The organism is Serratia sp. GW822-FHT06E05 (assembly GCF_058799445.1).
The window spans coordinates 853,608-876,329 of record NZ_JBXALM010000001.1 but is presented as its reverse complement, the minus strand read 5'-3'; the positions used below and the strand labels follow the sequence as shown (position 1 = coordinate 876,329).

Sequence of the window (22,722 nt, the reverse complement as noted above, 5' to 3'; positions counted from 1 at the left end):
CCCATGAGTCTGGCGACCCTGTTTGTCCTGTGTCGCTTTGTGCACTTTGCGGCGGTGATGCTGATGTTTGGCTCCAGCTTATTCACCGCCTTATTGTCGCCGCAGCGCCTTTCTCCGTATCTCACCCGTGATGTGCGTCCTTTGTTGGTCTCTTGCACCTGGCTTGCCGGGCTTTCCGCTATTGCGTTGCTGGCTATTCAGGCCGGGCAGATGGGGGACGGCTGGGCAGATACCTGGCGGCTGGACGTGTGGTGGGCGGTACTGGGCACCACCTTTGGCGAGGTTTGGCGCTGGCACCTGGGCATTTCAATGCTGGCGTTGCTGAGCCTGTGGCTCGCCGAGCCACGTCGTACACAACTGCTGGCGCTGCTTTCCACATTGCTGTTGGTCAGCATGGCGTTTATCGGCCATGCGGCGATGCATGGCGGGGGGCTTGGCGCACTGCATCGTTTCAATCACGCGCTGCACCTGCTGGCGGCCGGGTACTGGTTTGGCAGCCTGTTGCCGCTGCTGGTCTGTTTGCGCTATCTGGCCCAACCGCAGTGGCGCAGCGACGCGGTGACCACATTGATACGCTTCTCGCGCTGGGGACACCTGGCTGTGGCGCTGGTGCTGCTGACCGGCGTAATCAACAGTTTGATCATTCTCGGCAGTTGGCCGTTGGACGTAGATTCTCCGTACCAACGCCTGCTGCTGTTTAAAACCGCGCTGGTGGCGCTGATGGTTATGGTGGCATTAGCCAACCGCTACGCCGTCGTCCCGGCGATGAGCAGCATGCCAAGGCTGGCGCAGCGCGGGCTGGTGCTTGCCTGCTGGTCGGAGTTGGGGTTAGGGGCGGTAGTGCTGCTGTTGGTCAGTTTATTTGCAACCTATGCGCCGGTATAACATTCCGGCTTGCCGGATGCCCCCAAACTGCGGGAAAATTGAATCAAATAGCAACCCTAAGGCCATAACATGAAATCGGTATTACTTGGCATGACGCTGCTGGCAACCGCGACCGGTGCTTTGGCAGCAGACCAACTGGTGAACATCACCAAGCTGGAATACGGCAAGCAGTGGGCGTTCACCAAAGAAGAAGTGACGCTGCAGTGCCGCAGCGGCGGTGCGTTGTTCGTGCTCAACAACAGCACGCTGATGCAGTACCCGCTTAACGCGGCCGCAGAAGCGCAGGTGAAAGCAGGGCAGCAACGCGCTCAACCGCTGGACGTGATCCTGCTCGATGACGCCGCCAATCCGGGCCATAAGATGAGTGTTGAGCCGTACCGCGAACGCGCCGAGAAGCTCTGCGCGAACTAATCGCTTATCCCCCAATGGCTTAGTGCGAGGTTAACCGGTGATGGATAATTGCACGAAATTAATTCCGTAATGAAACTATCACCGGCCGTGCGGCTGGCTGGCAAAAATAGCGCGGTAAGCTACTCTTAAAGTGCACGGCTGAACAAGCCTTGCACAAAATGCCAACTTTTAGCGCACGGCTCTCTCCCAAGAGCCATTTCCCTAGACCGAATATAGGAATCGTATTCGGTCTTTTTTTGTTTATCATTTTAAAACAGTAACTTATAAACAAAACAACCACTTATCACGCCTCCTGTTCTACCGTATTACACCCTTTTTCTTCCTCTGTCGCCACTTTGCCGCCACTGTCCTTGTACGTCTGTGTCAGAGGGTTGAGCGCTATTGCCTCCTCTAAATGGTCTGGCGCGAAATGTGCGTAGCGCATCGTTACCCTGATATCTGAGTGCCCAAGGATGCGCTGCAAGACTATGATATTCCCGCCACCCATCATGAAGTGGCTAGCAAAGGTATGGCGGAGCACATGCGTCATTTGCCCTTCTGGCAAGGTTATATTCGCCAGTCTCAGAACTCGATAAAATTGCTTGTAGCAAGGATCAAACTCTTTTTCATCCAGTATTGTGAGCTCGTCAAATAATTCTTTCGAGATAGGGACAGTTCTGTTTTTCTTCCCTTTGGTGTTGGTATACGTGATTTTATATTTTGATATCTGCGATGGCCTTAGTTTTGCGGCCTCATTCCATCTGGCGCCAGTTGATAGGCATATCTTTACGATAAGTGTTAGCTCTGGGTTGCCATGAGTATGGCAGGCGTTTATCAGTGCTTTTATTTTCTCATTGTTCAGCCATGCCATTTCCTTTTCTGGCTGATCAAACTCTCTGATGTTTTCTAGGGGGTTCGGAAAAGACCATTCCCCCAATCTTTTTAATTCGTTGAATACAGCCCGCAAAAAAGCTTGTTCACAGTTAACCGTTCCCGTGCTGACCTTCCTTGTTTCAAGACTGGTGCTATAGCCGTTATCGATTTCTCCGCGCAGCCGCTGATCGCGATAATGGGCCCAATCCCGTGGGGTAATCTCCGATGCTACCGGATCACCCATGCCGTTACAGATAATGACCAATTTGCCAAGTCGGCCTTTTTTGTCATTTAGCGAGCAGCCATGCAGCCTGTACCACAGATCGATCAACTCGCTAAGTTTTCGCTTGTCTTCCTTATCGCCAAGCCAAGGCTTGGCCTTTGCCTGGTCGAGCTGATAGCTCTCGAAGGCGAGCGCCTCCCCCTTGGTGGCGAATTGCTTACGGGTACGCTTGCCGCCCCTCCCGTTGTGATAGAACTCGCACAGCCACTTGCCGGTGCTCAATTTTCTTACGGTCATACTCGTAGATCCAGTGAACCAAATTAGACATTGAATACTGTATATAATAACAGTGTTCAATGTTTGTGTGCGGCTGGTTTAAACATGGATCAAAAAACCCGCCGGCAGCGGGTTGATGGTTAGAAGTGCAGGGCGGTTTGGCCAGACTTTGATGGGTGCGGTGGCGCCGGGTCTACCTGACCGGGCTTAACAATGGAGCGCACAAAAGTTTCCATCGTGATAAAGACATGACTGCAATTCACGTTTGTGCATTGGTTGTAACGCTCTTTTGTCGTTGCTGTCACTTCGTTACTACTGCGGGTGTGCGCCGCATGGCCACACAAAGGGCATCGCATCATGATATTAGCCTCTACTGTATCGATATACATACAATAGCACGATGTTTGAAAAAGCGAATATTAAACTTGCAAATCACTCCATATCGAGATCGGTTATCTTCACTTCAAGCTCCAGCGCCGTGGTAAATCCGCCATCTGCTACTGTGTGCGTGACGGTGGTTATCGTCCAGTCTGCAGCGTCGATCTGGCGCTTGAAACCTTTTACTGATACCGGCACTTCCGGGTAAAGCTCTGCCCGGCCCTTGGCCAGTGTAATTGAGAATTGCGCGGCGCCACGCTGGATTCGTTCCCAATTAGCCTTGGCTGCCCGGCGAGCGTTGGACGCATTTGCGTAGGTCCGACTCAATACATAAACGTTATCGTCGGTGCCTACCAGGTATTCTCCCTGTTTATCCTGGGCTGGCACTTTTGCGGTGGTCGTCTTACGCTTGCGCTTCCTCTTTACCTTTACCGTTTGTGGTTTTGCCGTTTTTGTGTCGAGCCAACTGGCTGAGACGCCGGTATAGGCATCTCTGTCGGCCAAGGTGAATTGGTGCTCATCACCGTCAGCGCGCACAATTGTCATTGCCGGTAGCGGCTTACCGCTGGCGTTCACGCCTTGGCCCTGCTTGATGAATAGCAGTCTTCCATATTTTACTGCAGCAATCGCACCTACGCGGCGCGCTAGGCGCATCAGGAAGCTGCCATCTGATTCATTCGTTTGGTCGATGTGGTCGATAGTCATGGCGGCCATTTGCGGACTGATGGCCTGCTCCAGTTTATGGCGGACTGCAAATTGTTTAACGATCTCGCCGATGGTGGTTTTTGAATATGACTTTTCACGCTTGATATTAAGCGTGTTCCTGAAGTCGGCGCTTCTGCCGCGCAGTGTCACCTTGTCTGGCGCGCCGGAATGGCCAATCTCGTCAATAGTGAAGGCGCCTTTATTGATCATTGGTTCGCCTTTCCAGCCCAACTGCAGCTCCAATTTGACACCGCGCGAAGGCAGATCAACAGCGCCATCGGCATCGTCAAGTTCGATATCAAGCTGATCCGCCTCGAATCCGCGGTTGTCTATCAACGTGAGGGATATCAGCCGGCTTTCCAGTCTTGTGGTTATATCCTTGCCATTAAGAATGATCTTGAACGCGGGCGTGCTATCCCGTCCGCTTAACCAGTCTGGTGTGTTCATGAAAGAAGCCCTCCAATAGCTGTTGCCGCCTGGTCTTTCATGATGCTCAGTTGTTCCTGCAGGTCGCCGAGCATTGTGCCCAGGTCATCATCCACGCGCTTTAACTTAAGCGTGAACTCAATGCGCCGGGCACCGCCATCCTTGAAGAATACGGACTTGTTAAGATCCAGCCCTTCAATGACAAACATCCCGTAAATGGTCCCGCTACCATCCAGCAAAGACCACGCTTTACCCAGATCGGCGATTGTTTGCAGTGCCAGCAATGACAGGCGGCCGCCGGTGATTTCCGGCAGCAACACGCCGCTGAGTGTAATGACGTCGTTTTCTGGGCCCACATATTGCGCTGAGGGCCGTCTCCCCACTCTATTGTTAGTTGGGTAGCGCCAGGCCATTTGATGCTGCAGCTCCTGATAGGGGACCGTTTCAAGCATAAAGACGTATAACCCGAGTGCCATCATCATAATTCCCACCCCAGATCTCGATCTGAAAAATTACTGCGCGCCTTGGCCGCGTCTTTTTGCATGTGCTCCCGGAGCGCTTTCACAGCATCTGTTGCAACAGCTTTGCCGTTCTGGTTATTCCTGGCATCAACACTGAGATCGATCTTCGGCTGATAGTAGAAATTACCGCCGCTTGGAGCCTTAACTGGTTTCATGCTGGAGCCGGTAAAACGAATGGCCATATCATTGGCCGTGTACCCTGTTGGCGCCGGCTCGCCCACCGAACCATATTTCTGGGCGATAGGGTTATTTTTTAGCAGCTCATTCGTCTGGGCTAATGCCTCGTTTTTTTGCGGCAACAGGTCCAGCTTTTCAAGCAACCATTTAAAGCCATCCATGACGGCGCGCAGCGGGGCGGTGATAACGTCCAGTCCTCGCTTCAGGCCAATGCCAATTTTTTCAGCAGCGCTACTGGCCGACCGTTTTATTTCTTCCCAGGTTTCGCTAGCTCTGGCGCTTATGCTGGTCCAGACGCCAGAAATGTAATCCTTGATGGCCTGCCATTTCTCGCTGGTATATGCACTGATGTTGTCCCATAGCTTTTTGATTTTCGGGCCCAATGTGCTCCAATTCATCCAGATGTAGAGTGCTGCTGCTGCGATGGCTGCAGCCACAGCAAGGATAGGGTTTGCTAACATCATTCGGCCTACCCAGATAATGGCAGTACCCACGCCTTTTATAGACCTGGCCAACATGCCCATCACCGATGGCCCCTTAATCCCCAACATTGTCAGAGAAAACCGAAGCAGGGCGAATGGCCCAAGGATTGCTGCAACTCCAATCATCATCCCACCAAGTGCAACCGTAACCAGCGTAACAACCGCCGCCGTCTTAACAAACGCTGCAGCCAGCTTTGGGTGGGCTTCAATAAATTTCCGAGCCCATCCAATTCCACGTTTAAACCAGTCGTTCACGTCCATCAGTGGCTTACGCAAAGGCTCGCCCAGATCACTAAACATGTTTTTTGCGGTGGTCTTGAGCAGAAGAAATTGGGAGGACAAAGAATCTTTATCGATATTCGATTCCCTCTGCATAGACCCCTTGGCCTGGCCACCCTCGACCAACGCCAACTGGCGATCTAATTCGCCGATGTTATTTGCTAACTTGGCAGCGTCGTCGCCAAACTCTTTGCCAAAAAGCATTGTCATTGCGCTTAAGTGTTGCGAGGCCGGCAGTTTCTTGATGCGTGATAGGACATCTCTAATTGTGCCTATTGCATTCGTCGCTATGCCTTTTTCCAAGTCCTTGGCATTTAGCCCTAATAGGCTCATTCCCTGAATGAAACGCTTGCCTTGCATTGAAGCAATGCCCAACTCACGCACCATTGCCTTACTGGCTGACGCCGCCACTTCTGGTTGTGTCCCTAGGGAGAGGAACGTCGAAGCCAGTGCAGCGGCTTGTTTATAATTCAACTTATCGGCAACATCGCCCATGCGCTGAAGAACGTTAATAATATCAGCGCCTTTTGATTGTGCGTTGTCGTCTAAGTAGTTCAGGGCGTCGCCGAGTTCTTCGATCCTTTGAGTTGGCACATGATAGAGGAATGCTATTTTCCCCAAATCATCGGCAAGTTGATCGGCGGGTAATTCGAAAGCCTTTGCAGCCTTGGCAGAAGTTGCGGCGAAAGAAAGTAAATCAGCTTTCTGTTTTTGCCATGGATCCTTATCGCTCGATACCCCCATTCGAGCACCGCCCTCCACTAATGCAGCGAAATCTGCAGCACCGTTTTCCATTGGGAGTTGCTCTGATGCCGCCTTTATTGCTTGCTGCATTTCGTGGTATTTGGCTGTGCGTTTACCATTATCGTCCAATAATGGGTTAACCTGTTTAGCCACGCCTTTCATCGCGTCTTCAATAGAGCTATAGCTTTTCACTGCCGCTAAAACAGGGGCACCCATAGCCACCCCTGATGCAATAGTTGCCGCCCCCGTTCCCGCGATGTTGTTTCTCAGCTCTCTGGTTTTGTCATATTGCGCTTTTGCGTCGTTCATTCTGCGCTGTTGCTCGCCAGCGCGTTTTAGTTGGCGCTCCTGCTCCTGCAGCAGCCGGTTATAGCGGGCTGTTTCGTTGGCGATTCTGTTTGTAGCACCGGCGCCATCGGTGGCAGATACCCCCATGCGGTAAAGCTCGGAGCGCACCCTGCCCATTTGAGCGACTTCGCTTTTTTGCCTTTGCTCCAGTCGGTCTACCGCGCGCCACTGATCCTCTAGGGCTTTTGTCTGCTTTTTGGTGGGGTTCTCAAGCGCGCCCATTTCACGCGTCATCATCTGGGCTTTCAGCTTGGCGCCGGCCAGCTCGTCGGCTGTTTTCTTAATGGACGTCTGCAGCGAATTGAAGGTGTTCACCTGGTCGCCGGCGGCGCTCAGTCGCTTCAGTTCATCACGGGAGTTTTTGACGGCAGCGGCCAGCGCTTTATTGCTGGCCTGCATGGTCTTAAAGGGGCGGGTGATTTTGTCCACCGCGTTCAGGATAACCTGCAGTCTTAGATTGCGGTCACTCATCACTTTCTCCGCTTCGAATCAGTGCCCGGTGCCGCCAGTCCCAAAGTTCGGTTAAGGTGAAAGGGTACATTTCCGACGGCGGCCAGTGGAAGATGGCGGCGATATCCGCCATCAGGTCTTCAACGGTTAAACCGGCCGGGATTCCAGCGCCGATTTCGGCAACAAAAAACTGACGATGCCGCCGGCCAGTTGCGTAAAGTCAGCCGGATCCATTTCGCTGATTTCCTGCGGCGTCAGTGACGGTGTGGAAACGCGCGGCAAGACGGTTGCCACCGCGGAATAATCCATTTCCAGCAGGTCGGCAAGCTTCACGCCGCGCAGCGCGCCAGACTGCGGCTTGGTTAGGGTGATCTCGGTGATTTCGGTCTTGCCGCGTTGGATTGGAGTGTCCAGCATTACTTTGGTCGGTTCGGTCATTTGGTTGTGCTCCACGATTTTCAGAGAGAAGAGGGCGCCGGCGTTCCGGCGCCGAAGGAATTACAGACCGATGGCCTGGCGGTGTTCAGCCAAGCGGTCGACGCCGCCAAAGCTTTCGATCATGTTCACCGTGTCGATCTCGCAAATTTCCTCGCCGGCGATGGTCAACTTGAAGTAGGTTACGGCGGTAGAAATTTTGGTGGTCGAGTTTTCGCCCTGCTTGTGCTCGCCAAAATCCAGCTCTTTATGGCGGCCACGGATCACCGCTTCGACCGCCTGCACTTCGCCGGTGTCGTCGCGCTGAATTGAACCGGTATAACGCAGCATGACGCCGTCCAGTTTTGATACGCCCATTTGCTTAATCGGCAGGGCTTCGATGCCGCCGATGGTCCATTCAACATCAAGCGCGTCATCATCCAACCCCAGATCGACTTTGGCGCTACCGCTCATGCCGCCGCCGCGGTAGTTCTCAAGTTTGCGCGTCAGCTTTGGCAGCGTCAGGGACTCAACGATCCCTTGCCAGTTGTTCCCCTCATTGAAGAGGTTCAGGTATTTCAATTTGCGTGGTAATGCCATTGCGTGCCCCTTAGCTGTTCACGTTCTGGGTGAAATTGACCAGGTACTGATCAGTGATGCGCTGGCGTAACAGCAGGTTTTCCAGCGGTGGGACCGGCGTATAGTCGTAATCAATGGCCAGTTTCCCGGCTTTCAGCGTGTCCTTGTCGTTGGCTGCATCATCGATCCAGGCATTACCGTCAATGATGTAGCCGGCAGATTTCAGCTCACGGAATTTAGCCTTGATACCTTCCAGGATATCTTTGGCCAGTGACGGGTGCAGTGGCATGTCAACGGCCCACATGTGCGCCTCTGCCATTGTGTCTGCCAACACCTGCGCAGTGCGGGTGTAGTTTTCAAACTGGAACAATGGATCATCGGAACAGGTGCGGGAGCCCCAAAACTTATAGCCATCTTTGCGGATTAGTGTGGTGACGTCGTTCTTGTTCAGCAGGTTGGCATCGGTTGTGCTGTCCTGCAGGTCCCAAAACACATCCGCACTGATGCCGGTCACGCCATTAACGCCGACGTTTGACAGCGTTTTGTGCCAACCGGTCTGCTGGTCAATTTTGGCGCGCAGCCCCAATGCGCGGGCGGTAGCGAAAGCCTTCGCGTCTGCATTGGTCACAGTGTCCCAGCTCAGAAAATCTGGCCAGATCAGCATGGCTTCGCGCTGACTGAAGTTCTCGCGATACGCGATAGCTTCGGAAACCGTCGTGCAGCCATAGGCGCTCAGATAGGCGAAGGCGCGCAGGCTCTGCGCTACTGACAGCAATTCAGTGGCGACGGCTTTACTGTCGTGCCCGGGCACGCCCAAAATACGCGGCTTCACGCCTAACAAACTTTGCGCAGCCAGCAAGGCTTTCATGCCTGTTTTTTTGCCCGTGGTGGCGTCGACGCCGCCGATGATGTTGGTTGTGGTTTCCGCCTCTGTTTCGCCTTGTTCAACACGGACAACAACGGTAACAGGTTTAGCCTGGTCGGCGATGGCGTCTAGGGAGCGGGCGAGGGTGCCGGTTTCGCCGGCCTTGCCGCTGGCGGCCAGAACATCGGTCAGCAATACAGGGGTGTTTAGTGGGAAGGCCGCAGCATCGGCATCGTCGGCGGTACAGACCATCCCCACAATTGCGGTGCTTACGGTTGTGATTGTGCGGGTGCCCTCGTTAATTTCGAGGACACGAACGCCATGATGATAATCTTCAGCCATCGGGCGGATCTCCGGTTCCGGTTAAGGTTTCTCCGCTATGGTGTTCGCTGATGGCATTAAGTGCATGCGCTGGGCATTGTGTGGTGGCTGGCACAATGGCCAGGTATCTTGCTGCGGGGTTATGTTTTTCCGGTGTGGCCAACACAATCAATGATGGCTGTGCTGCAGGAAAAAATGAAGCCCCGGAGTGGGGCTTATGCTACACGGTGCCACAACATTTGTAGCTTGTGGCGTTCGACAACGCTGATCGCCTGGCCCTGGCCGAGTGCTTCCGTTTGCGCCCAAACGGTATGAACGTGCGGCGGTACGGTGACCTCGTGGATATGGTCTTCAGCCTCGCTTGTGTAGTTGCGTTTTCTGTGGCTGTCGTTGTCGGAACCAACAATATAATCGTCGTCCCACGCCTCGCCGGGCGCGGACATTCCTCCCTGATGCCTGTGCCTACCAGCTGGCGTTGTTTGCAGCGTTTGCGCCCCTTGCTCGCTTGTGCTTCCCGACACATTCAGCACTGACTGCGGCAGGTTGGCTCGCGCAATGGTCACGGTGTCGCTACCACCCTGGGTGCCTACGTCGGAACCGTCTGCTTTTGCCGATCTGATTGTTAGGTTTTCACCGGCATATTCCCACGTTGACCACGGCCAACGTTCATTAGGATTTAAGTTCTGGTTGAACAAACGAGAAGTTCCCACAGGATTATCCAGTTCCCATGCCTGGCGGATTGCGGTCGCAATGGCAGCTTTGATGGCTGCCGGCGTTGCGGCTAGTTCTTCGCTGTCGCTGTCCGTAGCGTTGCTCAATTGAGCAAATCCTTTGGCTTCTAACGTGGCGTCTGGGTGGTTACGCGATTGTTCATGGTCTGACAATTGCTCATCGGTATAGTCTTTGACCTTTTCTTCCAGAGTATTGACGTCTTCGACCGTTGCCAAAATAACAGACGGATCAGCAATCAATTCCACCGCCGCCGTGCTGCTGACTTTCAACTGCATCCTGATGATTTGGAAGCGGCCGGAACCTTCGGCCAGCAATGGCTTATAGGTTTCCGGCATGTTGCCAACGGCAATGCATTCGCCATCCTCGGCATATAGCGCCAACTCGCGAAGCCAGAAGCCGCCAATTTGTGGCGGCATAATCATTTCAGCTTCAATAACACTGGCGTCACTGTCAGCGATCACCAGCTTATTCAGTGCGCCGCGGTACTGCTCTTTGATCAGACTGGCGCTGCCAGCGTTTGGCATCGACAAAAGGCCGCCACCATCGCCAACGGCCATTTCTGCGATGGCTATCGGCTGGCCGGTGGCTGCGGCATTCGCTATGCGCTCCGCGCCGGCGGCAGTGATCAGCGTGAGAAACTTTTTATCTGCCATATCCCCACCTGTTAATTAACGAATTCGCCACGCAGGCTCATGATCGTCTTGATTTTGTCGCGTTTATCTTTCTGATCTTCGGCAGTCAATACGCGGTCATACGCAGCGAAGCATCCCCACGTGCCAGGCAACCCCATATTTTGCTCGGGGCTGGGAGCACCATTAAGAATTAACGGGCGAGCTGACTTGGATCGCTTGGCAATCGGTGTTGCCCTGCGCTCACCACCGGAGCGTGTTATAGAAGCCTCAGTGTTTGAGACTGTGACAGTGAATCGCGTCCAACCACCTACCGCGCCGCCGTGCTCCACTGATGTCACAGAAATTGTTCCTGCCTGCCCGTTGTTAACATCTCCAGTGGCAACCTGCAAAATCAGCGCACCATTCGGTTCAATGCGCAATTGAATACCTGAAAATGGTGCTACACCAGGATAAAAGTTAGAGAAAATGCGGCCTGAGACTGCCGGCAGATTCATATTGATGCATATAGCAAACGTCATTTCGTCAGTTTCGATAATGCCCGTATCAGCGCCATGCGCCGAGTCAGCAACAGCGATCATTCCGCGCTTGGTAAAATCGTTCTCTGTCACCAGGTCGCGGGCATTTCCGCTGGAATCGTATTTATCTTGCATACCGTATGTGGCGAGGCTGGCATCGTCATTCAGCAGCATTTCCGGCTCAGCTAATTCCAAATCACTGGCATTAACGACGCCATCACAAATAATAATCATACTGCCTCCTGTTTTAATAAACCCATTTGACCAACACCGATGGTTGCCATATTAGCTGCGATAATGACGGTAATTTTCGTGACATTTACTGGGACAATAATGTCGTAGCTGAATGTCATAAATTCACCTGTTGAGTGATTCCACGTCCTAATCCCTGCGAGATTCGTTTTGAATTCGTCGTTCGCTTCGAGATAACAGGCTGTTGAGTTTTTATCTGTAACGTCGGTTTTTACTCTGAAACTGAATGTGCGTTTTTCACCCGGCGTAACGATCACAGTTTGCGATACCCGCGCAATTGTTGTTCCCACGCCTGTTACGGTGAGGACGTTACCGACGACTGCAGGGTCTGTCGAAATAGCGATGCTGCCAGCCTCCACTGTCCAGCCTGCGGGCACACTCGCGGCGACGTCCAGAAACAGCGGGTTAACAATGGCATTTGGCCCGCCGGCGGTCGCAGGGTTGGCAATCGCGAGCTGTGGATATACCGGCATTGTGTACGGCTCCACTGCCTCAGCTAGCGTTTTACCCATGTGAAATGATCCTAGTGAGACAGGGTGTGATGGGTCTGGCTGCCCATTCGGCAGCACACCGTTATAGCCCGGTTTCCATCCATCAGTTACAGGGTCAACTGTCGCGGCACGCATATTAACGAACGGAAACCCCTGCTCAATTGAGAATGCATGTAGAAATGCATTAAGCGCATTTTCACGGCCCTTCAGCTCTGGGTCTTCGTTATTTTGAGCAGCCATCGAACATACAATAGGGATAATCCCGTTCTTTCTGAATTCGGTCAGAATATATTTAATGTTGCCTTTTATTTCCGCTATTGAGAATTTAAAGCTGCCGTCGCTATTTTTTTGAATGACGTCATTACGGCTGCCAAGGTATGTGATAAACCGAGGTTTTGCCGCTATTGCGGGTTTTAAATGATCTCGGATCATATCGGCATTTGTATAGCCACCTGTTGCCCATTGTCCGATATATTTAATTCTTCCGCCGCTGAACATGGAAGCCCATACTTGCCACGAACGCGCGTTATACGTCCATCCGCGCGGCTTACCAGCTTCGACTGGATTGCGACCGTTATCCGTTAAGGAGTCACCGAAGCCGCCAAGCGTGTTCTGCAACAGCCCGATATGTGTTTCCATCGGAATGCCGCGATATTCAAGCGTGCCTGCGCTATCATCGCGGACGGCCAGCAGGCGCTTTCCTCCCGTGACCAGATTAAACAGATACCCCGGACGGGTGCGGCGTAATGCAGATGGGCCGATAATCAGTTCTCGCAGAATATTCATGTAATCGGAGAAGGTTTTACCAGGCATCTCTTTTTCACTGTTCTCATTGATTGAGAACATGCTCTTACCCTGTCGGCTGACAAAATCGACCGGTTTTTTTGAGCGGGGCATTGTCAGCAAGCCACGCGTGCGCTTGTCGGTCGCCGAGGCCAGCAACTCTACAGCCTCAACGAATGCTGCCGTGACAATTTTCTTTCCCGTTGGCGTGACAACCCCGTCTACGTTCTCGTATTGCTCCACCCAATAATTAGTTATTGGAGAGTTAACGGTAAACAACCGGCGGGTTTCTGTACCGGCGGTGACTGCGGCCTGAGCCTCTTCAGGGCTATCGTATATTTTCGCATCACTCATCACTGACGTGTTGAGTTTATCCACGTCGTTTTTTAATGCAGCAGTGCGGTTTGCCAATTGGCGGGTTGGTATGTTAGCTACGCCATCACGGCCGCCCGACACTTCATCCCCGCGCTGGATCTGATATATCGAATCTTCCCACTTTGCCTCTTCTCTTAATTCAGCCATGTTATTTCCCGGAGTAGTGATAGCCGCTGCCGAAGCGCGGAATGCCGTTGTATTTAATGCTGTCCTTCGGCTCATAGTTGGCCGGGTAAACAGTCACTATATCGCCGTCGTGGACGCTGGTTGCGGAGTACACCAGGCCGTTTGTTCTGGTGCTCAAACTCAATTGCCAAATATGGCGACTGACTGGTTTGGCATCGCCAATTAGCCGCTCCAACTCGTTTACAATTTCTTCGGTGATCCCGATTTCCATCACGTCAATCGTTAAACGAAAAGTTCCAGCAGGGTCGGCAACCTCCCACCATTCCTCGATCGTCATGGTGTACCCCATGTTCTCGATCACGCGATTAATTGCCGCGACTGTCCCTTTCCGTCGGTGAATGTAAAAGGCATCTTTAACGGCCTTGCGCTTTTCTGCTGCTGGCCATTTTTCATCCCACCTATCGACCGAAAAGGCCCAGGCAAGGTAGGGCAGAAAAACAACCGGGCATTTGTCCGGGTTCCACAGGTCGCGTAGAGGCACATTCAGATCGCTAACCGCAGCGCATGATTCCGCTGCTCTGCGCTCAAGCGCAGAGGAGCCTGGCGGCAGGAGGCTATTCATCCGATCCACCGATTGCAATGCGAGCATTTGTGCAGTTGGCGGCCTGTGTTTTGTCCAGCACAACATCGGCAGGCGGGCTGTTTAGCTCTACACGTTGCACACCCTGGGTGTGCAGCGCGGCGTAAATTGCAGTTAGGCGAATGTCACGGCCAAGGCGGCGCTGCTCGTTAATGTAGGCGTTCAGGCGTTTTTGTGCGTCAGCAAGGATTGGCTCCTGCGCCGGCCCCGGATAGACATAAAGCACGGCGTCAATCTCATAGTTGATGATGCTGGCAGATTGAACCGTGAGGCGATCAGCTACAGGCCGTACCGCCTGATCGTTAAGTGCGGCGTCCACTTTCGCCAGCAGTTCAGGGGAGGCCGTTCCGTCCCCTTCGCGAGAAAGAATAGTGACAGTGACCAGCGCCGGCGCAGGGCTAATTGCTGATGCGTCGGCAACCGTTCCATCTGCGCTCAGTGCGTGGAACTCATAGGCGCCGGTTGGTCCTGCGACGCTCATTCCCTCAAACGCTGCCGGGATACGCTGGCGAAAATCTGCATCTGATTCCATTACCGCTTCAACTGGCGGAATGGCTTCGCTGTCAGCCGGGGTGATCATCAGCCGCGGCGTGTTGTTGTTGGCGCCAAGCTGGTCGAGGTCGCCACCGATGGCATACGCCACCATTACGGCTTTTGCAGCCTCGTTGATGCGCTGGCGCAATAGCACTTCTCTATAAGCATTCTCCTGCAGCAACATCACGATCGGCTCGGATTCCAGCTCCAAGGTGCGTGCTATGGCCTCGCGCTGATCGTCAGGATAGAGCTCAAGCAGGCGCACCTTTCTTTCCTCAAGCAGGTCTTCAAAGCTCAGGGTTTCCACTACCTGGGGCGGCGGCAGCTGCGAAAGGTCGATCACGCTCATGATGCGCTCCCGTAAGGAATTGAAATATTGATGCTCGCCGTGGTGTCGTTCCTGCTGCCGGAGACGTCCACAATCATTTGGCCGTCAATCTGCGTGGTCACAGTGACGGCCGTCAGTGATACGCGCGGCTCCCAGCGGTTGATAGCGCTGTATGCTGCGGCCATCAGCCGCAATCTTGTTGTGTCGTTTTGAGGCTGGTCGATCAACTCGGACATCAGCGAGCCGAAGGGGCGCCGGGTTATCCTGCTGCCGATTGGGGTCAGCAAAATTTTGCTGATTGATTGACGAATGTGATCGATATCTTCGACGGCGCGGCCGCTACTGGTGTTCATGCCCTGGTACATCATTTCACCGGCCCTCCCGATTCTTCGTCGCCTTTCTTCACCCCACTATGCGCATGCTCATCAACGATGACGCCATTAGATGTGAAGTGGCCATCAGTGTGGGTGATATTGCCCCTCATCGTCCCTCCCTCAGTCACTGACAACTGTGCTGTTTGCAGCAATTGAGTGCAGGTGACTTTCGGTGTTTCCAATATGATCCCTGTCGCCGCCTTAAATATTGCTGTTTTCACACCCTCCACGGTCAGGGCGCCGGCTTCGGGGTCATAACTAAACCTGGCGCCGTCGGGGAACTCCGCAACCAAGGCGCCCTCCGAATTCGAGGGGGCGGGGTGGGCGTCCGAAAAAATCGCTGGCAGGACAAATGCGGTTGTCAGTTCGCCGGCCATGCTCAAAATCAGCACCTGCTCCCCGACAGATGGCGCCCACCATGTGCGTGCACTGCCTGCGCGCATGGTCAGCCATTTGAGCGGCGCGGTTTCAAGCCCGCCGGTTTGCACACGGCATAGGCCGTTCTCTGTATCGACCTCGGAAATGGTTCCGATTCGGATCAGATTGGTCAGCAAGCGCAGGAGTTCAGAAAGTTGTGTATTCATTGGCACAGCCTGCCATTTTAATGTTTATTTCGGCATATCGATGACTTGTGTGAGTCATGGTACAATTTCGCAGAACTTATGCCGGCAGGAGATGAAAATGGATGCAGTGGAAATTATTCAAGAACTAAATAAATTCAAAGATAGAATAAATGGCGAAGTAGTTGATGCTTTTGATGATCGAAGCCGTGATTTTGGTGAGGAGCGGTTTGAAGCTTTTAAAAGGTCATTTGTTAGTTTTATAAAAAAAGAACTACCGTCTGAACAGGTTCGTTGTAATGCTTTACTTATAGATCATATTTATAGTTATAACAGGTATGTATCTCGAGGTGATAATTTCCTAAAAAACAAAGGAGAGAAAATAATTGCATATATAGATTCTTTAATTATTGATATCGATAACGGTGAATTCGATTTAAGACACAATACAACGAAGGATTTCTCCCTTACCATGGAACCAATAAAAAATGAAAATAATGTCAAAGTATTTAACAAAGTTTTTATTGTTCATGGGCATGACGGCGAGATCAAATCTAAAACTGCAAGGTTTATAGAAAAATTAGGTTTCGAAGCTGTTATACTGCATGAGCAAGTTAGTCGAGGTAAAACTATAATTGAAAAAATAGAACATTATACTAACGTTAATTTTGCTATAGTTCTATATACTCCGGATGATCTTGGTAATGCCTGTTCACTGGCAGAGTCTGGAGGGTTAAAATATCGTGCAAGGCAGAATGTGATTTTTGAACATGGATATCTGATGGCTAAAATTGGAAGGGAAAACGTAGTGCCTCTTGTTAGTGGTGATCTGGACTTACCTAATGATATAAGTGGTATGGTTTATGTTTCTGACTCCAATTGGGAAATAGATATTGCCAGAGAAATGAAGTCATCAGGCTATAGTATTGATTTTAACAAACTATATTAGAATGACGTAATCCAGTGTTATTTCTTATTTTTTGAGATGCTCGATCAGGATGTCACCGACGGCAGTTATGGCTGGATCATTCAGTCCAAATAATTGGCGGGCGTCGTATTTCACGGTTGGACCGCGCTTACTTACTTTGTCACGCAGGCCGTAATGGTGCACGCGCGCAATGCGCATAACGCTGCCGGCAAAGTAAACGGCGGCTTCGTCTGCCGTGGTTGCTGTTTTCATAAAGCGAGTGGTCTGCAGCTTGCTGAACATTTTCCGGCGTATCCGCCCCTTTTTGTTTCGGCCTTGCGGTTTTCGCTCGGCATACGGGGTTCCGTCCGGGTTGCGCTGCTGGCTGATTTGCAGTCTCTGGCGGCGGCGCAATTCACTAGCCCACTGGCGAGTTAGCTTTTTCCTCGCTGCTGGGCTTAGCTGTGAGGCGAGGGCGGCCAGCCAGTCTTCAATTTGAATAAAGTCACTCATTAGGCGCCCACTGATCGGCGTAAGGTGGTTCCGGCTCAGGGACGGCTTCTACAACCATTTGGCCGCCTGCCTCTTTCACGATCACGCGCTCTGTTAGCTTCAGGTTTATGCTGACGTCGCAGGTGGTATTATTCAGAATATCCACCTCAAACGTGAAGCCCTTATCTCTGCTGTCTGGGTTCGCCATGATGTCCGGCTGGTTGCGGCGAAGCCAATACAAAATCACTGCGTTCAGCAGGTTTTGGTCTGCTGAAAAGTCAGTTATCACCAGGTTGAGTGTGTACTGGTATTCGAATGAAATGGTTGGCGCCAGGCTTGAGACAACAGCCCCCTCATCAACAAAGATGTGCAGTTTGTCTGGATTTTTCCCCAGATATTCGATCCCGTCAGAGAGAGCTTTTCTCAGTGATTCCGGCTTGTTCATCGCTCTTTTCCTGGCATTGAATAATGGTATCGACCTGATCGGCACACATCGCCCAGGCCGCCTCTACGCGGTTTTTTTGCTGCTCCAGATCCCCGTTGGTGAGCGGGTTACTGGCCGGCAACTGGCAGGCGATCAACCTCGGACAGCCAGGCGCGATAAGCTGCACCCCCGGTGATTGCCGGTCTGGCGTGCAGGCGCACAACATCAGGAGGCAAGCGGCCATCAGCCCAGGCTTTAAGCTCCGCATTTTCACGGTACAACCTCGCAATTAAATTTTCACGTTGTGACAGAAGGGCGGCCGTGTTGGTCATCTGCTGACGCAACTCGGCCTGCGCCCGGTTGTTATTACTGGCGATCAAGCCCAGGGTTATCAGCTCGGCATTTTTAGCTGATAGCTGCGTTTCCATTCCCTCAATGGTTTTTCCCTGCGCCTTGATGGTTGCTTGCTGGTCGCTGACGGTTTTTTCAAAGGTGCTCAATCGCCAAGTTTTCCACCCTAACGCCACGGCGAGAGCCAGGACGATGGCGGCCACGATCAACCAACTGCGCGGAATGACGGCGGTCATGCCAGAGCCCCACCATAGCTGACGTATTTTTTCAGAAGGGTTTCAAGCTTGTGTTCGGGCTGGCCATATCCGGCACCCGGCAGACTCGCCCAGATATTGCGGCACTTTTTCAAGGCCAACTCTATCCGTCCGGCGTTGATGTCAGCCAGGGCGCCGCGCTCGCGGATTAGTTGGATGGCCCATTTATCTTGTGATACCGGCCCAAAGTCTGGCAGCTTCAGTGCGGTGCGGTAATGGTCCCAATCCCTGATTAAAAACTGGTAGCCACCTGATGCCGTGCTGCTCTGCCCGCGATTGTTAAATACCTTGCCAGGACGGCCGCCAGCGAACGGGTGATCTCGGTAGCTGGCGAAGGTTTCTGCCTTGCCGTCGATGCCGGTCACGATCACGTTGTAGCCGTCGTCCGACCTGGCCAAAAGCGCGGCGCCAATTTCACTGAATCGCAGCGTGTCTAGATAGGCGTTAATGTTAGGAGTGGTGACGATGCGGGCCATTTTTCCCCCTGGCTTTTTGCTTGGCTGGCGCCCGCTCTTTTGTTGCAGACGGGGACGGGATGATTGCCATGATGTTTCCGCGTGAACGCGTGACTGCCATCAGAATCATGAAACTGAAAAGGGCAGTTAGCGCCCCCGACTGCGGGAAACGGCCAAACGCGGAAAAAATTGGCACGGCGGCGCAAATCATGATCACGACGTAGGCGACGCCGCTGGCCCACGGTTTATGTGTTGCCCCTCTGCGCTGGAAAGCCAGCAGGCGGCCGGCAATGAGCAAGCAAATGATCGACGTTATCCAATGCATGGTTATTTCCCCCTGAATATGCGGAAAATCGGGCTATCCCCGTCCAACTTCTGCAAGGCAACCAATAAGATTTTGATGGCCACACCTGCGGCGACAAACGCGCCTGCGCCCAACTTGACCTCAACATCCAGCCCGGTGGCTTTCTTCAGCAGCGCGGCCGCTATCGGGGCGAACAGGCAACCGGCAATAAAGCTACTTATCCATAGCGCGCCGCGGCGCTTCAGCGTCAACTCCTGCGATGCCAACACAAACAATGAGGCGCCACCAAAGGCGCCGAGGACAATTGGCGCGGCATCGCCAGACAAGACGGAGAGAAGCGTGATCCCGCCAAATGCGAATAAAGTGGTGCCGCTTGTTACTGGTTCGCCCATGACATCAATCCCAAAGTTGAATAATTTGCTGTGTGGGTGTCGGCGCAATATCCGGCATTTCTACCGGCGTGCCGTGCGGAATAAATGGCCCGATTTCTGCCAGGCCTGGATTGGCCAATAAGACGACTTCGGATAGCCCCGCGGTGCGGCCATAGTGGCGCCAGCACAGCTCATCAACGGTGTCGTTTTGGTGGGCTATTACTTTCATCAGATCAACTCTACTGTCATGTGTTTTTCGCCCTGGATCAGCCGCATAGCCCAGCGAGCATCCCGCCAGAGCTCATCAATGGATTCGTCCATTTCGTCGGCTCGCTTTCCGCCGGCCCCAGTTGCATCAAAATCGCGATATCGCTCGTTTAAATTAGCCTTTGTGATGCAGTACACCGCGCGGCTGTAGTGCTGAAGCAAAACGCTTTCGTCGTCCAACTTTTCTGCCGGCACATTTTCCAGAGCGGTAAAACCGGCGGTCTGCTGCGCCTGTCGCCACAAGGTCAATTCGCCATTCACTTCCGCAATGGCATTCAGCGCCGCATGGCGCAGGCGTTGCGGGGTGATTGTTCCATCGGTCCTGATAGATTCCTGCAAATCGGACAGATCAACATCTGGCCAAAATTGCGTGTTTTTGATTACCTGCTTTTCCTCGCCGGGCTGGCCTGGTGCCACAAATTTCATGTTCAAGGCTCTCAATGGGTGGGCGGTGGACGGGCGTATTGATGAGGTATAAAACCTGTCGCAACGCCCGTGCCGCCCCGCGCGTGGGCACGTTCGGTTTAGCCGTTCTCGGCCTTCTTCAACTCGCGTTCGAGTCGTTCAATGTCTTTTTTCACACCAACCCGCTCATGCAACTGAAAGGCGCGGTTTAACTGATTGAGCGCTAACTCGGGCTGTTCGTTATCGCGCAACCCGTAGCCCATGACTTTGTGCAGCTTGGCGCGCACTTCGTCCGGCATATCGTGGTCTTCGATCAGGCTCATGAGGCGCGTCAGGATGGACAGATTTACCGGTTGTTTGGCGTCGTAGGCTTTCAGGGCGCTGTCCGCGATCTCTTCGGCTACTGCGCAGGCGGTTTGGCGTGCATAACGGCTTGGCATGACCAGGCCATACTTGAGCGCGTACTCCGCGATGTCGATGGCGCCGTTGTAGTCGCCGGCGTCGATGCGCCAGACCATCACATGCATGATTACGTCATCTTGCGCTCCCATGCCGGTCTGCAGCACTCCTGCCACCCACGGGGAGTAATGGGGGAGAACTTCTCGCTTAACTTCGGCTTTTTTCTCCTGAGATTGCACCCGCTTCAGTCGGCGGCTGTCTTCTTCAATTTTCAGGAGCATCATTTCATAACCATTGGCATGGCGGCTTAGAGCGCCGCCCTGGCGGGCGGCCTCTTTTGCTTGCACATAGACCATGTGGCGCTGTGCTGGGCTCAGGGCCATCAGTTAGCCCCTTATTCGTCCGCCGGTGTTTCCGGCGCTGGCGCCGCAAACTTGCCGAGTTTGATGTTTTCGATCAGGCAACCACAGCCGTAATCTTCAACAACATAGGCCTCGTTGACCGATTCGAAGTTTTCGATGCGGTCGCGTTTCGGGTTGTCGATAATCAGACGGCGGCGGGTGTCTTCTTGCCAATAGATGGACAGGTTATCCAAGCGAGTGATCAGCATGGCATTGGCCGGGAAGAAGGGCGCGCGGACAGCCTGCAGGCCGCCCATGCGTTTCTGGCTGATAATCAGATCAGCGGCCAGCGCTTCGGTGTTTGGCTGCGACTGGTTCACCAACGGGAAGTATTTGTCCGCCAGAAGGCCACGGCCGCAAATCACCACCAGATCGGTATCATCCTGGAACCACGGATCGATCAGGTTGTTTACCGCATCCATCACCACGGCATCCAGGTTGGCGAAGTCGCCGTTCTCACCCACACGGATCACAGGCGAAACCACGGCGCCTTCGTCATCCACGATTTTATCCATCACGCGTGTCGGTGCGTCGGTGCGGTATTTCTGCAGAAAGCCAATGTTAACGTCCTGCAGCAACGGGTTGGCGGCACGGTTTGACGTCTTTTCACGCTTCACGCCGTTAAAGCCAATCATGATGCGGTCCAGTGCCTGGCGTAACACGATGGCGTCACGGATGCGTTTCTGGAAATCCTGGAACTTGGCCCACAGGTCCAATTTCCCGTAGGTGATCGAAGTGTCGAAGTTGGTTTGTTCGCACTTGTATTCGATGGAGTCCAGGCCGCTTGGATCTGTGGTTTCACGCTCTTTGGTTGAGGTGTCAGTGGTGCTGGCAATCGTTGTGCCGACACCCAGCCCCAAACGTTGGCCAGATTGCTCTGTCACCTGGACAATATTGATCATCTGCAGGAATGCGGCGCTTTCCTGGATTTTGTTTTCCAGCTTTTGAGCAATAGAAGGCTCTACCGCAAATTTAGTGCTGAATTCGACGGCTACACCGTTCAACTCACCCAAGGTGGTCAGGTAGGCGTTAAATTTAAATCGCGTTTCATTGCGCATAATCGGTAACTCTCCGTAATCAGTTTTCTATGCCCTATGGGGTATGCCGTGGCACTGCGTTTAGCAGTCGGTTTTTTCTCCGTTGCTTTCACCGCCGCCGCCAGGTGTTAACGGGCGAAACTTCGGATTGCGGTCCTGCTTGCTCAGGTTGGCCTGCAGGTCGTTAAGTTGCTTACTCAGTGCGGTGATCTGAGTTTCCAGTGCCGGCACTTTTTCAGCAGTGGTGTTGAGCTTGGCGACGCTATCGCCGAGGTTCTGTACTTCGCCGGCGACCAGCTCCACAGCCTGATTCACGTCAGAAAAGCGCGCATCGTCATTGGCGTTACGCTTGGCGAACATCGCCGTGATGCGGGACAGTAGGCCGGGCTTTTGGTCTTCCTGTTCCACAAATTCGATCAGGGCTTCTTCTGCTGCAGTGAAGAGGTTGTCTTTATGCTGCTTGCGGTTAGCCAGTGGGTTTGCTGATGCTGACGCACTGAACGCGAGGTATTCGGTGCCCAGGCTGGCCGGGTCGTCGGTTACGGCCAAGCCGATCAGGTAGGCTTCGCCGGTATCGGCAAATTTCGGGTTTACCTCGATCGAGGTGTAAACCTTCTGCGCCTGCTTAACCATTTCGACCAGGTCCGCGGTTGGTGCGATGTCGCCATACAGCGCCATTTTCCCCGCCAGCGGACCTTCGGTAATTTCCTCTGCGGTCAGGCCGGTTACATCACCGAAACGACGGAAGGAGCTATCGGGGTGATATCCCTTGATGTGTTCCAGATTTACCCGCGCACCATAAACGGATGGGTTGTAGTTCTTGGCCATCTGCGTCAGCCATTCGCGGCTAATGTTGCGGCCGTCGGTTGTCGCACCCTCTACGGCAATACGAAAACGCTTTGATTTAAGTGTCATTAGTCTGTTCCGGTCAGTGTCGGTAATCGGTCAGGCTTATGGTTGCGGCGAACAGGGAGGGG

At 53.2% G+C, this 22,722-nt stretch carries 30 protein-coding genes and 1 pseudogene; 3 read left to right on the top strand and 28 right to left on the bottom strand.

Features of this window, described 5'->3' with window-relative positions:
* Positions 1-3 precede the first annotated feature (3 nt).
* Both copD and AC1RKC_RS04125 read left to right on the top strand, forming a co-directional pair.
* Positions 4-885 (top strand): copper homeostasis membrane protein CopD, encoded by an 882-nt coding sequence (copD, locus tag AC1RKC_RS04130; RefSeq protein ID WP_261449718.1) that lies wholly within the window; start codon positions 4-6, stop codon positions 883-885.
* 69 nt (positions 886-954) lie between these two features.
* Positions 955-1,296 (top strand): YebY family protein, encoded by a 342-nt coding sequence (locus AC1RKC_RS04125; protein ID WP_020826380.1) that lies wholly within the window; start codon positions 955-957, stop codon positions 1,294-1,296.
* Between the two features lie 283 nt (positions 1,297-1,579).
* Here AC1RKC_RS04125 and AC1RKC_RS04120 read toward each other — a convergent pair whose 3' ends face one another.
* From AC1RKC_RS04120 to AC1RKC_RS04045, 16 genes and pseudogenes are all read right to left on the bottom strand, one after another.
* Positions 1,580-2,668: a phage integrase gene (locus tag AC1RKC_RS04120; RefSeq protein WP_493092034.1), complete on the bottom strand. Its 1,089-nt coding sequence runs from the start codon at positions 2,666-2,668 to the stop codon at positions 1,580-1,582.
* A gap of 119 nt (positions 2,669-2,787) precedes the next feature.
* Entirely contained in the window at positions 2,788-3,006 is a 219-nt protein-coding gene (locus AC1RKC_RS04115) for an ogr/Delta-like zinc finger family protein (RefSeq protein ID WP_071844562.1), read from the bottom strand.
* Positions 3,007-3,079: 73 nt separating this feature from the next.
* On the bottom strand, positions 3,080-4,177 hold the full coding sequence (locus AC1RKC_RS04110; protein ID WP_493092036.1) for a phage late control D family protein: 1,098 nt from the start codon (positions 4,175-4,177) through the stop codon (positions 3,080-3,082).
* The gene (locus AC1RKC_RS04105; protein ID WP_493092037.1) at positions 4,174-4,638 is read right to left on the bottom strand and encodes a phage tail protein; all 465 of its coding nucleotides are present in this window, start codon (positions 4,636-4,638) and stop codon (positions 4,174-4,176) included. The genes AC1RKC_RS04110 and AC1RKC_RS04105 overlap by 4 nt, the downstream gene beginning before the upstream one ends.
* A 686-nt stretch (positions 4,639-5,324) precedes the next feature.
* A pseudogene (locus AC1RKC_RS04100) lies at positions 5,325-7,178 on the bottom strand (phage tail tape measure protein); the annotation flags it as partial.
* Positions 7,171-7,290 carry a GpE family phage tail protein gene (locus AC1RKC_RS04095; RefSeq protein ID WP_071844561.1) on the bottom strand — a complete coding sequence of 40 codons (120 nt, stop codon included), beginning with the start codon at positions 7,288-7,290 and terminating at the stop codon, positions 7,171-7,173. The gene AC1RKC_RS04095 and the pseudogene AC1RKC_RS04100, both read right to left, overlap by 8 nt.
* Before the next feature lie 14 nt (positions 7,291-7,304).
* On the bottom strand, positions 7,305-7,595 hold the full coding sequence (locus tag AC1RKC_RS04090) for a phage tail assembly protein (protein ID WP_089187090.1): 291 nt from the start codon (positions 7,593-7,595) through the stop codon (positions 7,305-7,307).
* A 60-nt stretch (positions 7,596-7,655) separates the two neighbouring features.
* Positions 7,656-8,171: a phage major tail tube protein gene (locus tag AC1RKC_RS04085; RefSeq protein WP_493092039.1), complete on the bottom strand. Its 516-nt coding sequence runs from the start codon at positions 8,169-8,171 to the stop codon at positions 7,656-7,658.
* 10 nt (positions 8,172-8,181) lie between these two features.
* Positions 8,182-9,357: a phage tail sheath protein gene (locus AC1RKC_RS04080; protein WP_493092041.1), complete on the bottom strand. Its 1,176-nt coding sequence runs from the start codon at positions 9,355-9,357 to the stop codon at positions 8,182-8,184.
* A 194-nt stretch (positions 9,358-9,551) separates the two neighbouring features.
* On the bottom strand, positions 9,552-10,721 hold the full coding sequence (locus AC1RKC_RS04075; RefSeq protein ID WP_493092043.1) for a phage tail protein: 1,170 nt from the start codon (positions 10,719-10,721) through the stop codon (positions 9,552-9,554).
* A gap of 11 nt (positions 10,722-10,732) precedes the next feature.
* Positions 10,733-11,449, bottom strand: coding sequence for a LamG-like jellyroll fold domain-containing protein (locus AC1RKC_RS04070; RefSeq protein WP_493092045.1), 717 nt, complete (start codon positions 11,447-11,449; stop codon positions 10,733-10,735).
* The gene (locus AC1RKC_RS04065) at positions 11,446-13,263 is read right to left on the bottom strand and encodes a GDSL-type esterase/lipase family protein (protein WP_493092047.1); all 1,818 of its coding nucleotides are present in this window, start codon (positions 13,261-13,263) and stop codon (positions 11,446-11,448) included. The genes AC1RKC_RS04070 and AC1RKC_RS04065 overlap by 4 nt, the downstream gene beginning before the upstream one ends.
* 1 nt (position 13,264) lies before the next feature.
* Positions 13,265-13,864, bottom strand: a complete 600-nt coding sequence (locus AC1RKC_RS04060) for a phage tail protein I (protein WP_493092049.1) — start codon at positions 13,862-13,864, stop codon at positions 13,265-13,267.
* Entirely contained in the window at positions 13,857-14,765 is a 909-nt protein-coding gene (locus tag AC1RKC_RS04055) for a baseplate assembly protein (protein WP_493092052.1), read from the bottom strand. Before AC1RKC_RS04055 ends, AC1RKC_RS04060 begins: the two co-directional genes overlap by 8 nt.
* The gene (locus tag AC1RKC_RS04050; protein WP_493092054.1) at positions 14,762-15,112 is read right to left on the bottom strand and encodes a GPW/gp25 family protein; all 351 of its coding nucleotides are present in this window, start codon (positions 15,110-15,112) and stop codon (positions 14,762-14,764) included. The genes AC1RKC_RS04055 and AC1RKC_RS04050 overlap by 4 nt, the downstream gene beginning before the upstream one ends.
* Positions 15,109-15,702 carry a phage baseplate assembly protein V gene (locus AC1RKC_RS04045; protein ID WP_493092056.1) on the bottom strand — a complete coding sequence of 198 codons (594 nt, stop codon included), beginning with the start codon at positions 15,700-15,702 and terminating at the stop codon, positions 15,109-15,111. Before AC1RKC_RS04045 ends, AC1RKC_RS04050 begins: the two co-directional genes overlap by 4 nt.
* 97 nt (positions 15,703-15,799) lie before the next feature.
* Between AC1RKC_RS04045 and AC1RKC_RS04040 the strand changes: the two genes are divergently transcribed.
* On the top strand, positions 15,800-16,627 hold the full coding sequence (locus AC1RKC_RS04040; protein ID WP_493092058.1) for a TIR domain-containing protein: 828 nt from the start codon (positions 15,800-15,802) through the stop codon (positions 16,625-16,627).
* Between the two features lie 24 nt (positions 16,628-16,651).
* On the opposite strand, the gene AC1RKC_RS04035 is transcribed toward AC1RKC_RS04040, so the two are convergent.
* The 12 genes from AC1RKC_RS04035 to AC1RKC_RS03980 all read right to left on the bottom strand — a co-directional run bounded on the left by AC1RKC_RS04035 (position 16,652) and on the right by AC1RKC_RS03980 (position 22,660).
* Positions 16,652-17,098 carry a phage virion morphogenesis protein gene (locus AC1RKC_RS04035; RefSeq protein ID WP_493092060.1) on the bottom strand — a complete coding sequence of 149 codons (447 nt, stop codon included), beginning with the start codon at positions 17,096-17,098 and terminating at the stop codon, positions 16,652-16,654.
* Positions 17,091-17,522, bottom strand: coding sequence for a phage tail protein (locus AC1RKC_RS04030; RefSeq protein WP_493092062.1), 432 nt, complete (start codon positions 17,520-17,522; stop codon positions 17,091-17,093). The genes AC1RKC_RS04035 and AC1RKC_RS04030 overlap by 8 nt, the downstream gene beginning before the upstream one ends.
* Positions 17,485-17,745, bottom strand: a complete 261-nt coding sequence (lysC, locus tag AC1RKC_RS04025; RefSeq protein ID WP_493092064.1) for an Rz1-like lysis system protein LysC — start codon at positions 17,743-17,745, stop codon at positions 17,485-17,487. Before lysC ends, AC1RKC_RS04030 begins: the two co-directional genes overlap by 38 nt.
* A complete protein-coding gene (gene lysB / locus AC1RKC_RS04020) occupies positions 17,630-18,088 on the bottom strand; it encodes an Rz-like lysis system protein LysB (RefSeq protein WP_493092067.1) in 459 nt (152 codons plus the stop codon). The genes lysC and lysB overlap by 116 nt, the downstream gene beginning before the upstream one ends.
* A complete protein-coding gene (locus tag AC1RKC_RS04015) occupies positions 18,085-18,582 on the bottom strand; it encodes a glycoside hydrolase family 24 protein (protein WP_493092069.1) in 498 nt (165 codons plus the stop codon). Before AC1RKC_RS04015 ends, lysB begins: the two co-directional genes overlap by 4 nt.
* Positions 18,557-18,886, bottom strand: a complete 330-nt coding sequence (locus AC1RKC_RS04010) for a phage holin family protein (protein WP_493092071.1) — start codon at positions 18,884-18,886, stop codon at positions 18,557-18,559. The genes AC1RKC_RS04015 and AC1RKC_RS04010 overlap by 26 nt, the downstream gene beginning before the upstream one ends.
* A gap of 2 nt (positions 18,887-18,888) precedes the next feature.
* On the bottom strand, positions 18,889-19,257 hold the full coding sequence (locus tag AC1RKC_RS04005) for a putative holin (protein WP_046373881.1): 369 nt from the start codon (positions 19,255-19,257) through the stop codon (positions 18,889-18,891).
* Positions 19,258-19,261: 4 nt separating this feature from the next.
* Positions 19,262-19,465 carry a tail protein X gene (locus AC1RKC_RS04000; RefSeq protein WP_046373880.1) on the bottom strand — a complete coding sequence of 68 codons (204 nt, stop codon included), beginning with the start codon at positions 19,463-19,465 and terminating at the stop codon, positions 19,262-19,264.
* The gene (locus AC1RKC_RS03995; RefSeq protein ID WP_493092074.1) at positions 19,465-19,929 is read right to left on the bottom strand and encodes a head completion/stabilization protein; all 465 of its coding nucleotides are present in this window, start codon (positions 19,927-19,929) and stop codon (positions 19,465-19,467) included. The genes AC1RKC_RS04000 and AC1RKC_RS03995 overlap by 1 nt, the downstream gene beginning before the upstream one ends.
* Before the next feature lie 98 nt (positions 19,930-20,027).
* The gene (locus AC1RKC_RS03990) at positions 20,028-20,690 is read right to left on the bottom strand and encodes a phage terminase small subunit (protein ID WP_401422644.1); all 663 of its coding nucleotides are present in this window, start codon (positions 20,688-20,690) and stop codon (positions 20,028-20,030) included.
* An 11-nt stretch (positions 20,691-20,701) separates the two neighbouring features.
* Entirely contained in the window at positions 20,702-21,766 is a 1,065-nt protein-coding gene (locus tag AC1RKC_RS03985) for a phage major capsid protein, P2 family (RefSeq protein ID WP_493092077.1), read from the bottom strand.
* A 60-nt stretch (positions 21,767-21,826) separates the two neighbouring features.
* The gene (locus AC1RKC_RS03980; protein ID WP_493092078.1) at positions 21,827-22,660 is read right to left on the bottom strand and encodes a GPO family capsid scaffolding protein; all 834 of its coding nucleotides are present in this window, start codon (positions 22,658-22,660) and stop codon (positions 21,827-21,829) included.
* Positions 22,661-22,722 lie beyond the last annotated feature (62 nt).

Excerpts from the sequence above, each read along its gene's own strand:
- copD (WP_261449718.1), top strand. The coding sequence starts at position 4 with ATGAGTCTGGCGACCCTGTTTGTCCTGTGTCGCTTTGTGCACTTTGCG.
- AC1RKC_RS04125 (WP_020826380.1), top strand. The coding sequence starts at position 955 with ATGAAATCGGTATTACTTGGCATGACGCTGCTGGCAACCGCGACCGGT.
- AC1RKC_RS04120 (WP_493092034.1), bottom strand. The coding sequence starts at position 2,668 with ATGACCGTAAGAAAATTGAGCACCGGCAAGTGGCTGTGCGAGTTCTAT.
- AC1RKC_RS04115 (WP_071844562.1), bottom strand. The coding sequence starts at position 3,006 with ATGATGCGATGCCCTTTGTGTGGCCATGCGGCGCACACCCGCAGTAGT.
- AC1RKC_RS04110 (WP_493092036.1), bottom strand. The coding sequence starts at position 4,177 with ATGAACACACCAGACTGGTTAAGCGGACGGGATAGCACGCCCGCGTTC.
- AC1RKC_RS04105 (WP_493092037.1), bottom strand. The coding sequence starts at position 4,638 with ATGATGATGGCACTCGGGTTATACGTCTTTATGCTTGAAACGGTCCCC.
- AC1RKC_RS04095 (WP_071844561.1), bottom strand. The coding sequence starts at position 7,290 with ATGGCGGATATCGCCGCCATCTTCCACTGGCCGCCGTCGGAAATGTAC.
- AC1RKC_RS04090 (WP_089187090.1), bottom strand. The coding sequence starts at position 7,595 with ATGACCGAACCGACCAAAGTAATGCTGGACACTCCAATCCAACGCGGC.
- AC1RKC_RS04085 (WP_493092039.1), bottom strand. The coding sequence starts at position 8,171 with ATGGCATTACCACGCAAATTGAAATACCTGAACCTCTTCAATGAGGGG.
- AC1RKC_RS04080 (WP_493092041.1), bottom strand. The coding sequence starts at position 9,357 with ATGGCTGAAGATTATCATCATGGCGTTCGTGTCCTCGAAATTAACGAG.
- AC1RKC_RS04075 (WP_493092043.1), bottom strand. The coding sequence starts at position 10,721 with ATGGCAGATAAAAAGTTTCTCACGCTGATCACTGCCGCCGGCGCGGAG.
- AC1RKC_RS04070 (WP_493092045.1), bottom strand. The coding sequence starts at position 11,449 with ATGATTATTATTTGTGATGGCGTCGTTAATGCCAGTGATTTGGAATTA.
- AC1RKC_RS04065 (WP_493092047.1), bottom strand. The coding sequence starts at position 13,263 with ATGGCTGAATTAAGAGAAGAGGCAAAGTGGGAAGATTCGATATATCAG.
- AC1RKC_RS04060 (WP_493092049.1), bottom strand. The coding sequence starts at position 13,864 with ATGAATAGCCTCCTGCCGCCAGGCTCCTCTGCGCTTGAGCGCAGAGCA.
- AC1RKC_RS04055 (WP_493092052.1), bottom strand. The coding sequence starts at position 14,765 with ATGAGCGTGATCGACCTTTCGCAGCTGCCGCCGCCCCAGGTAGTGGAA.
- AC1RKC_RS04050 (WP_493092054.1), bottom strand. The coding sequence starts at position 15,112 with ATGATGTACCAGGGCATGAACACCAGTAGCGGCCGCGCCGTCGAAGAT.
- AC1RKC_RS04045 (WP_493092056.1), bottom strand. The coding sequence starts at position 15,702 with ATGAATACACAACTTTCTGAACTCCTGCGCTTGCTGACCAATCTGATC.
- AC1RKC_RS04040 (WP_493092058.1), top strand. The coding sequence starts at position 15,800 with ATGGATGCAGTGGAAATTATTCAAGAACTAAATAAATTCAAAGATAGA.
- AC1RKC_RS04035 (WP_493092060.1), bottom strand. The coding sequence starts at position 17,098 with ATGAGTGACTTTATTCAAATTGAAGACTGGCTGGCCGCCCTCGCCTCA.
- AC1RKC_RS04030 (WP_493092062.1), bottom strand. The coding sequence starts at position 17,522 with ATGAACAAGCCGGAATCACTGAGAAAAGCTCTCTCTGACGGGATCGAA.
- lysC (WP_493092064.1), bottom strand. The coding sequence starts at position 17,745 with ATGGCCGCTTGCCTCCTGATGTTGTGCGCCTGCACGCCAGACCGGCAA.
- lysB (WP_493092067.1), bottom strand. The coding sequence starts at position 18,088 with ATGACCGCCGTCATTCCGCGCAGTTGGTTGATCGTGGCCGCCATCGTC.
- AC1RKC_RS04015 (WP_493092069.1), bottom strand. The coding sequence starts at position 18,582 with ATGGCCCGCATCGTCACCACTCCTAACATTAACGCCTATCTAGACACG.
- AC1RKC_RS04010 (WP_493092071.1), bottom strand. The coding sequence starts at position 18,886 with ATGCATTGGATAACGTCGATCATTTGCTTGCTCATTGCCGGCCGCCTG.
- AC1RKC_RS04005 (WP_046373881.1), bottom strand. The coding sequence starts at position 19,257 with ATGGGCGAACCAGTAACAAGCGGCACCACTTTATTCGCATTTGGCGGG.
- AC1RKC_RS04000 (WP_046373880.1), bottom strand. The coding sequence starts at position 19,465 with ATGAAAGTAATAGCCCACCAAAACGACACCGTTGATGAGCTGTGCTGG.
- AC1RKC_RS03995 (WP_493092074.1), bottom strand. The coding sequence starts at position 19,929 with ATGAAATTTGTGGCACCAGGCCAGCCCGGCGAGGAAAAGCAGGTAATC.
- AC1RKC_RS03990 (WP_401422644.1), bottom strand. The coding sequence starts at position 20,690 with ATGGCCCTGAGCCCAGCACAGCGCCACATGGTCTATGTGCAAGCAAAA.
- AC1RKC_RS03985 (WP_493092077.1), bottom strand. The coding sequence starts at position 21,766 with ATGCGCAATGAAACGCGATTTAAATTTAACGCCTACCTGACCACCTTG.
- AC1RKC_RS03980 (WP_493092078.1), bottom strand. The coding sequence starts at position 22,660 with ATGACACTTAAATCAAAGCGTTTTCGTATTGCCGTAGAGGGTGCGACA.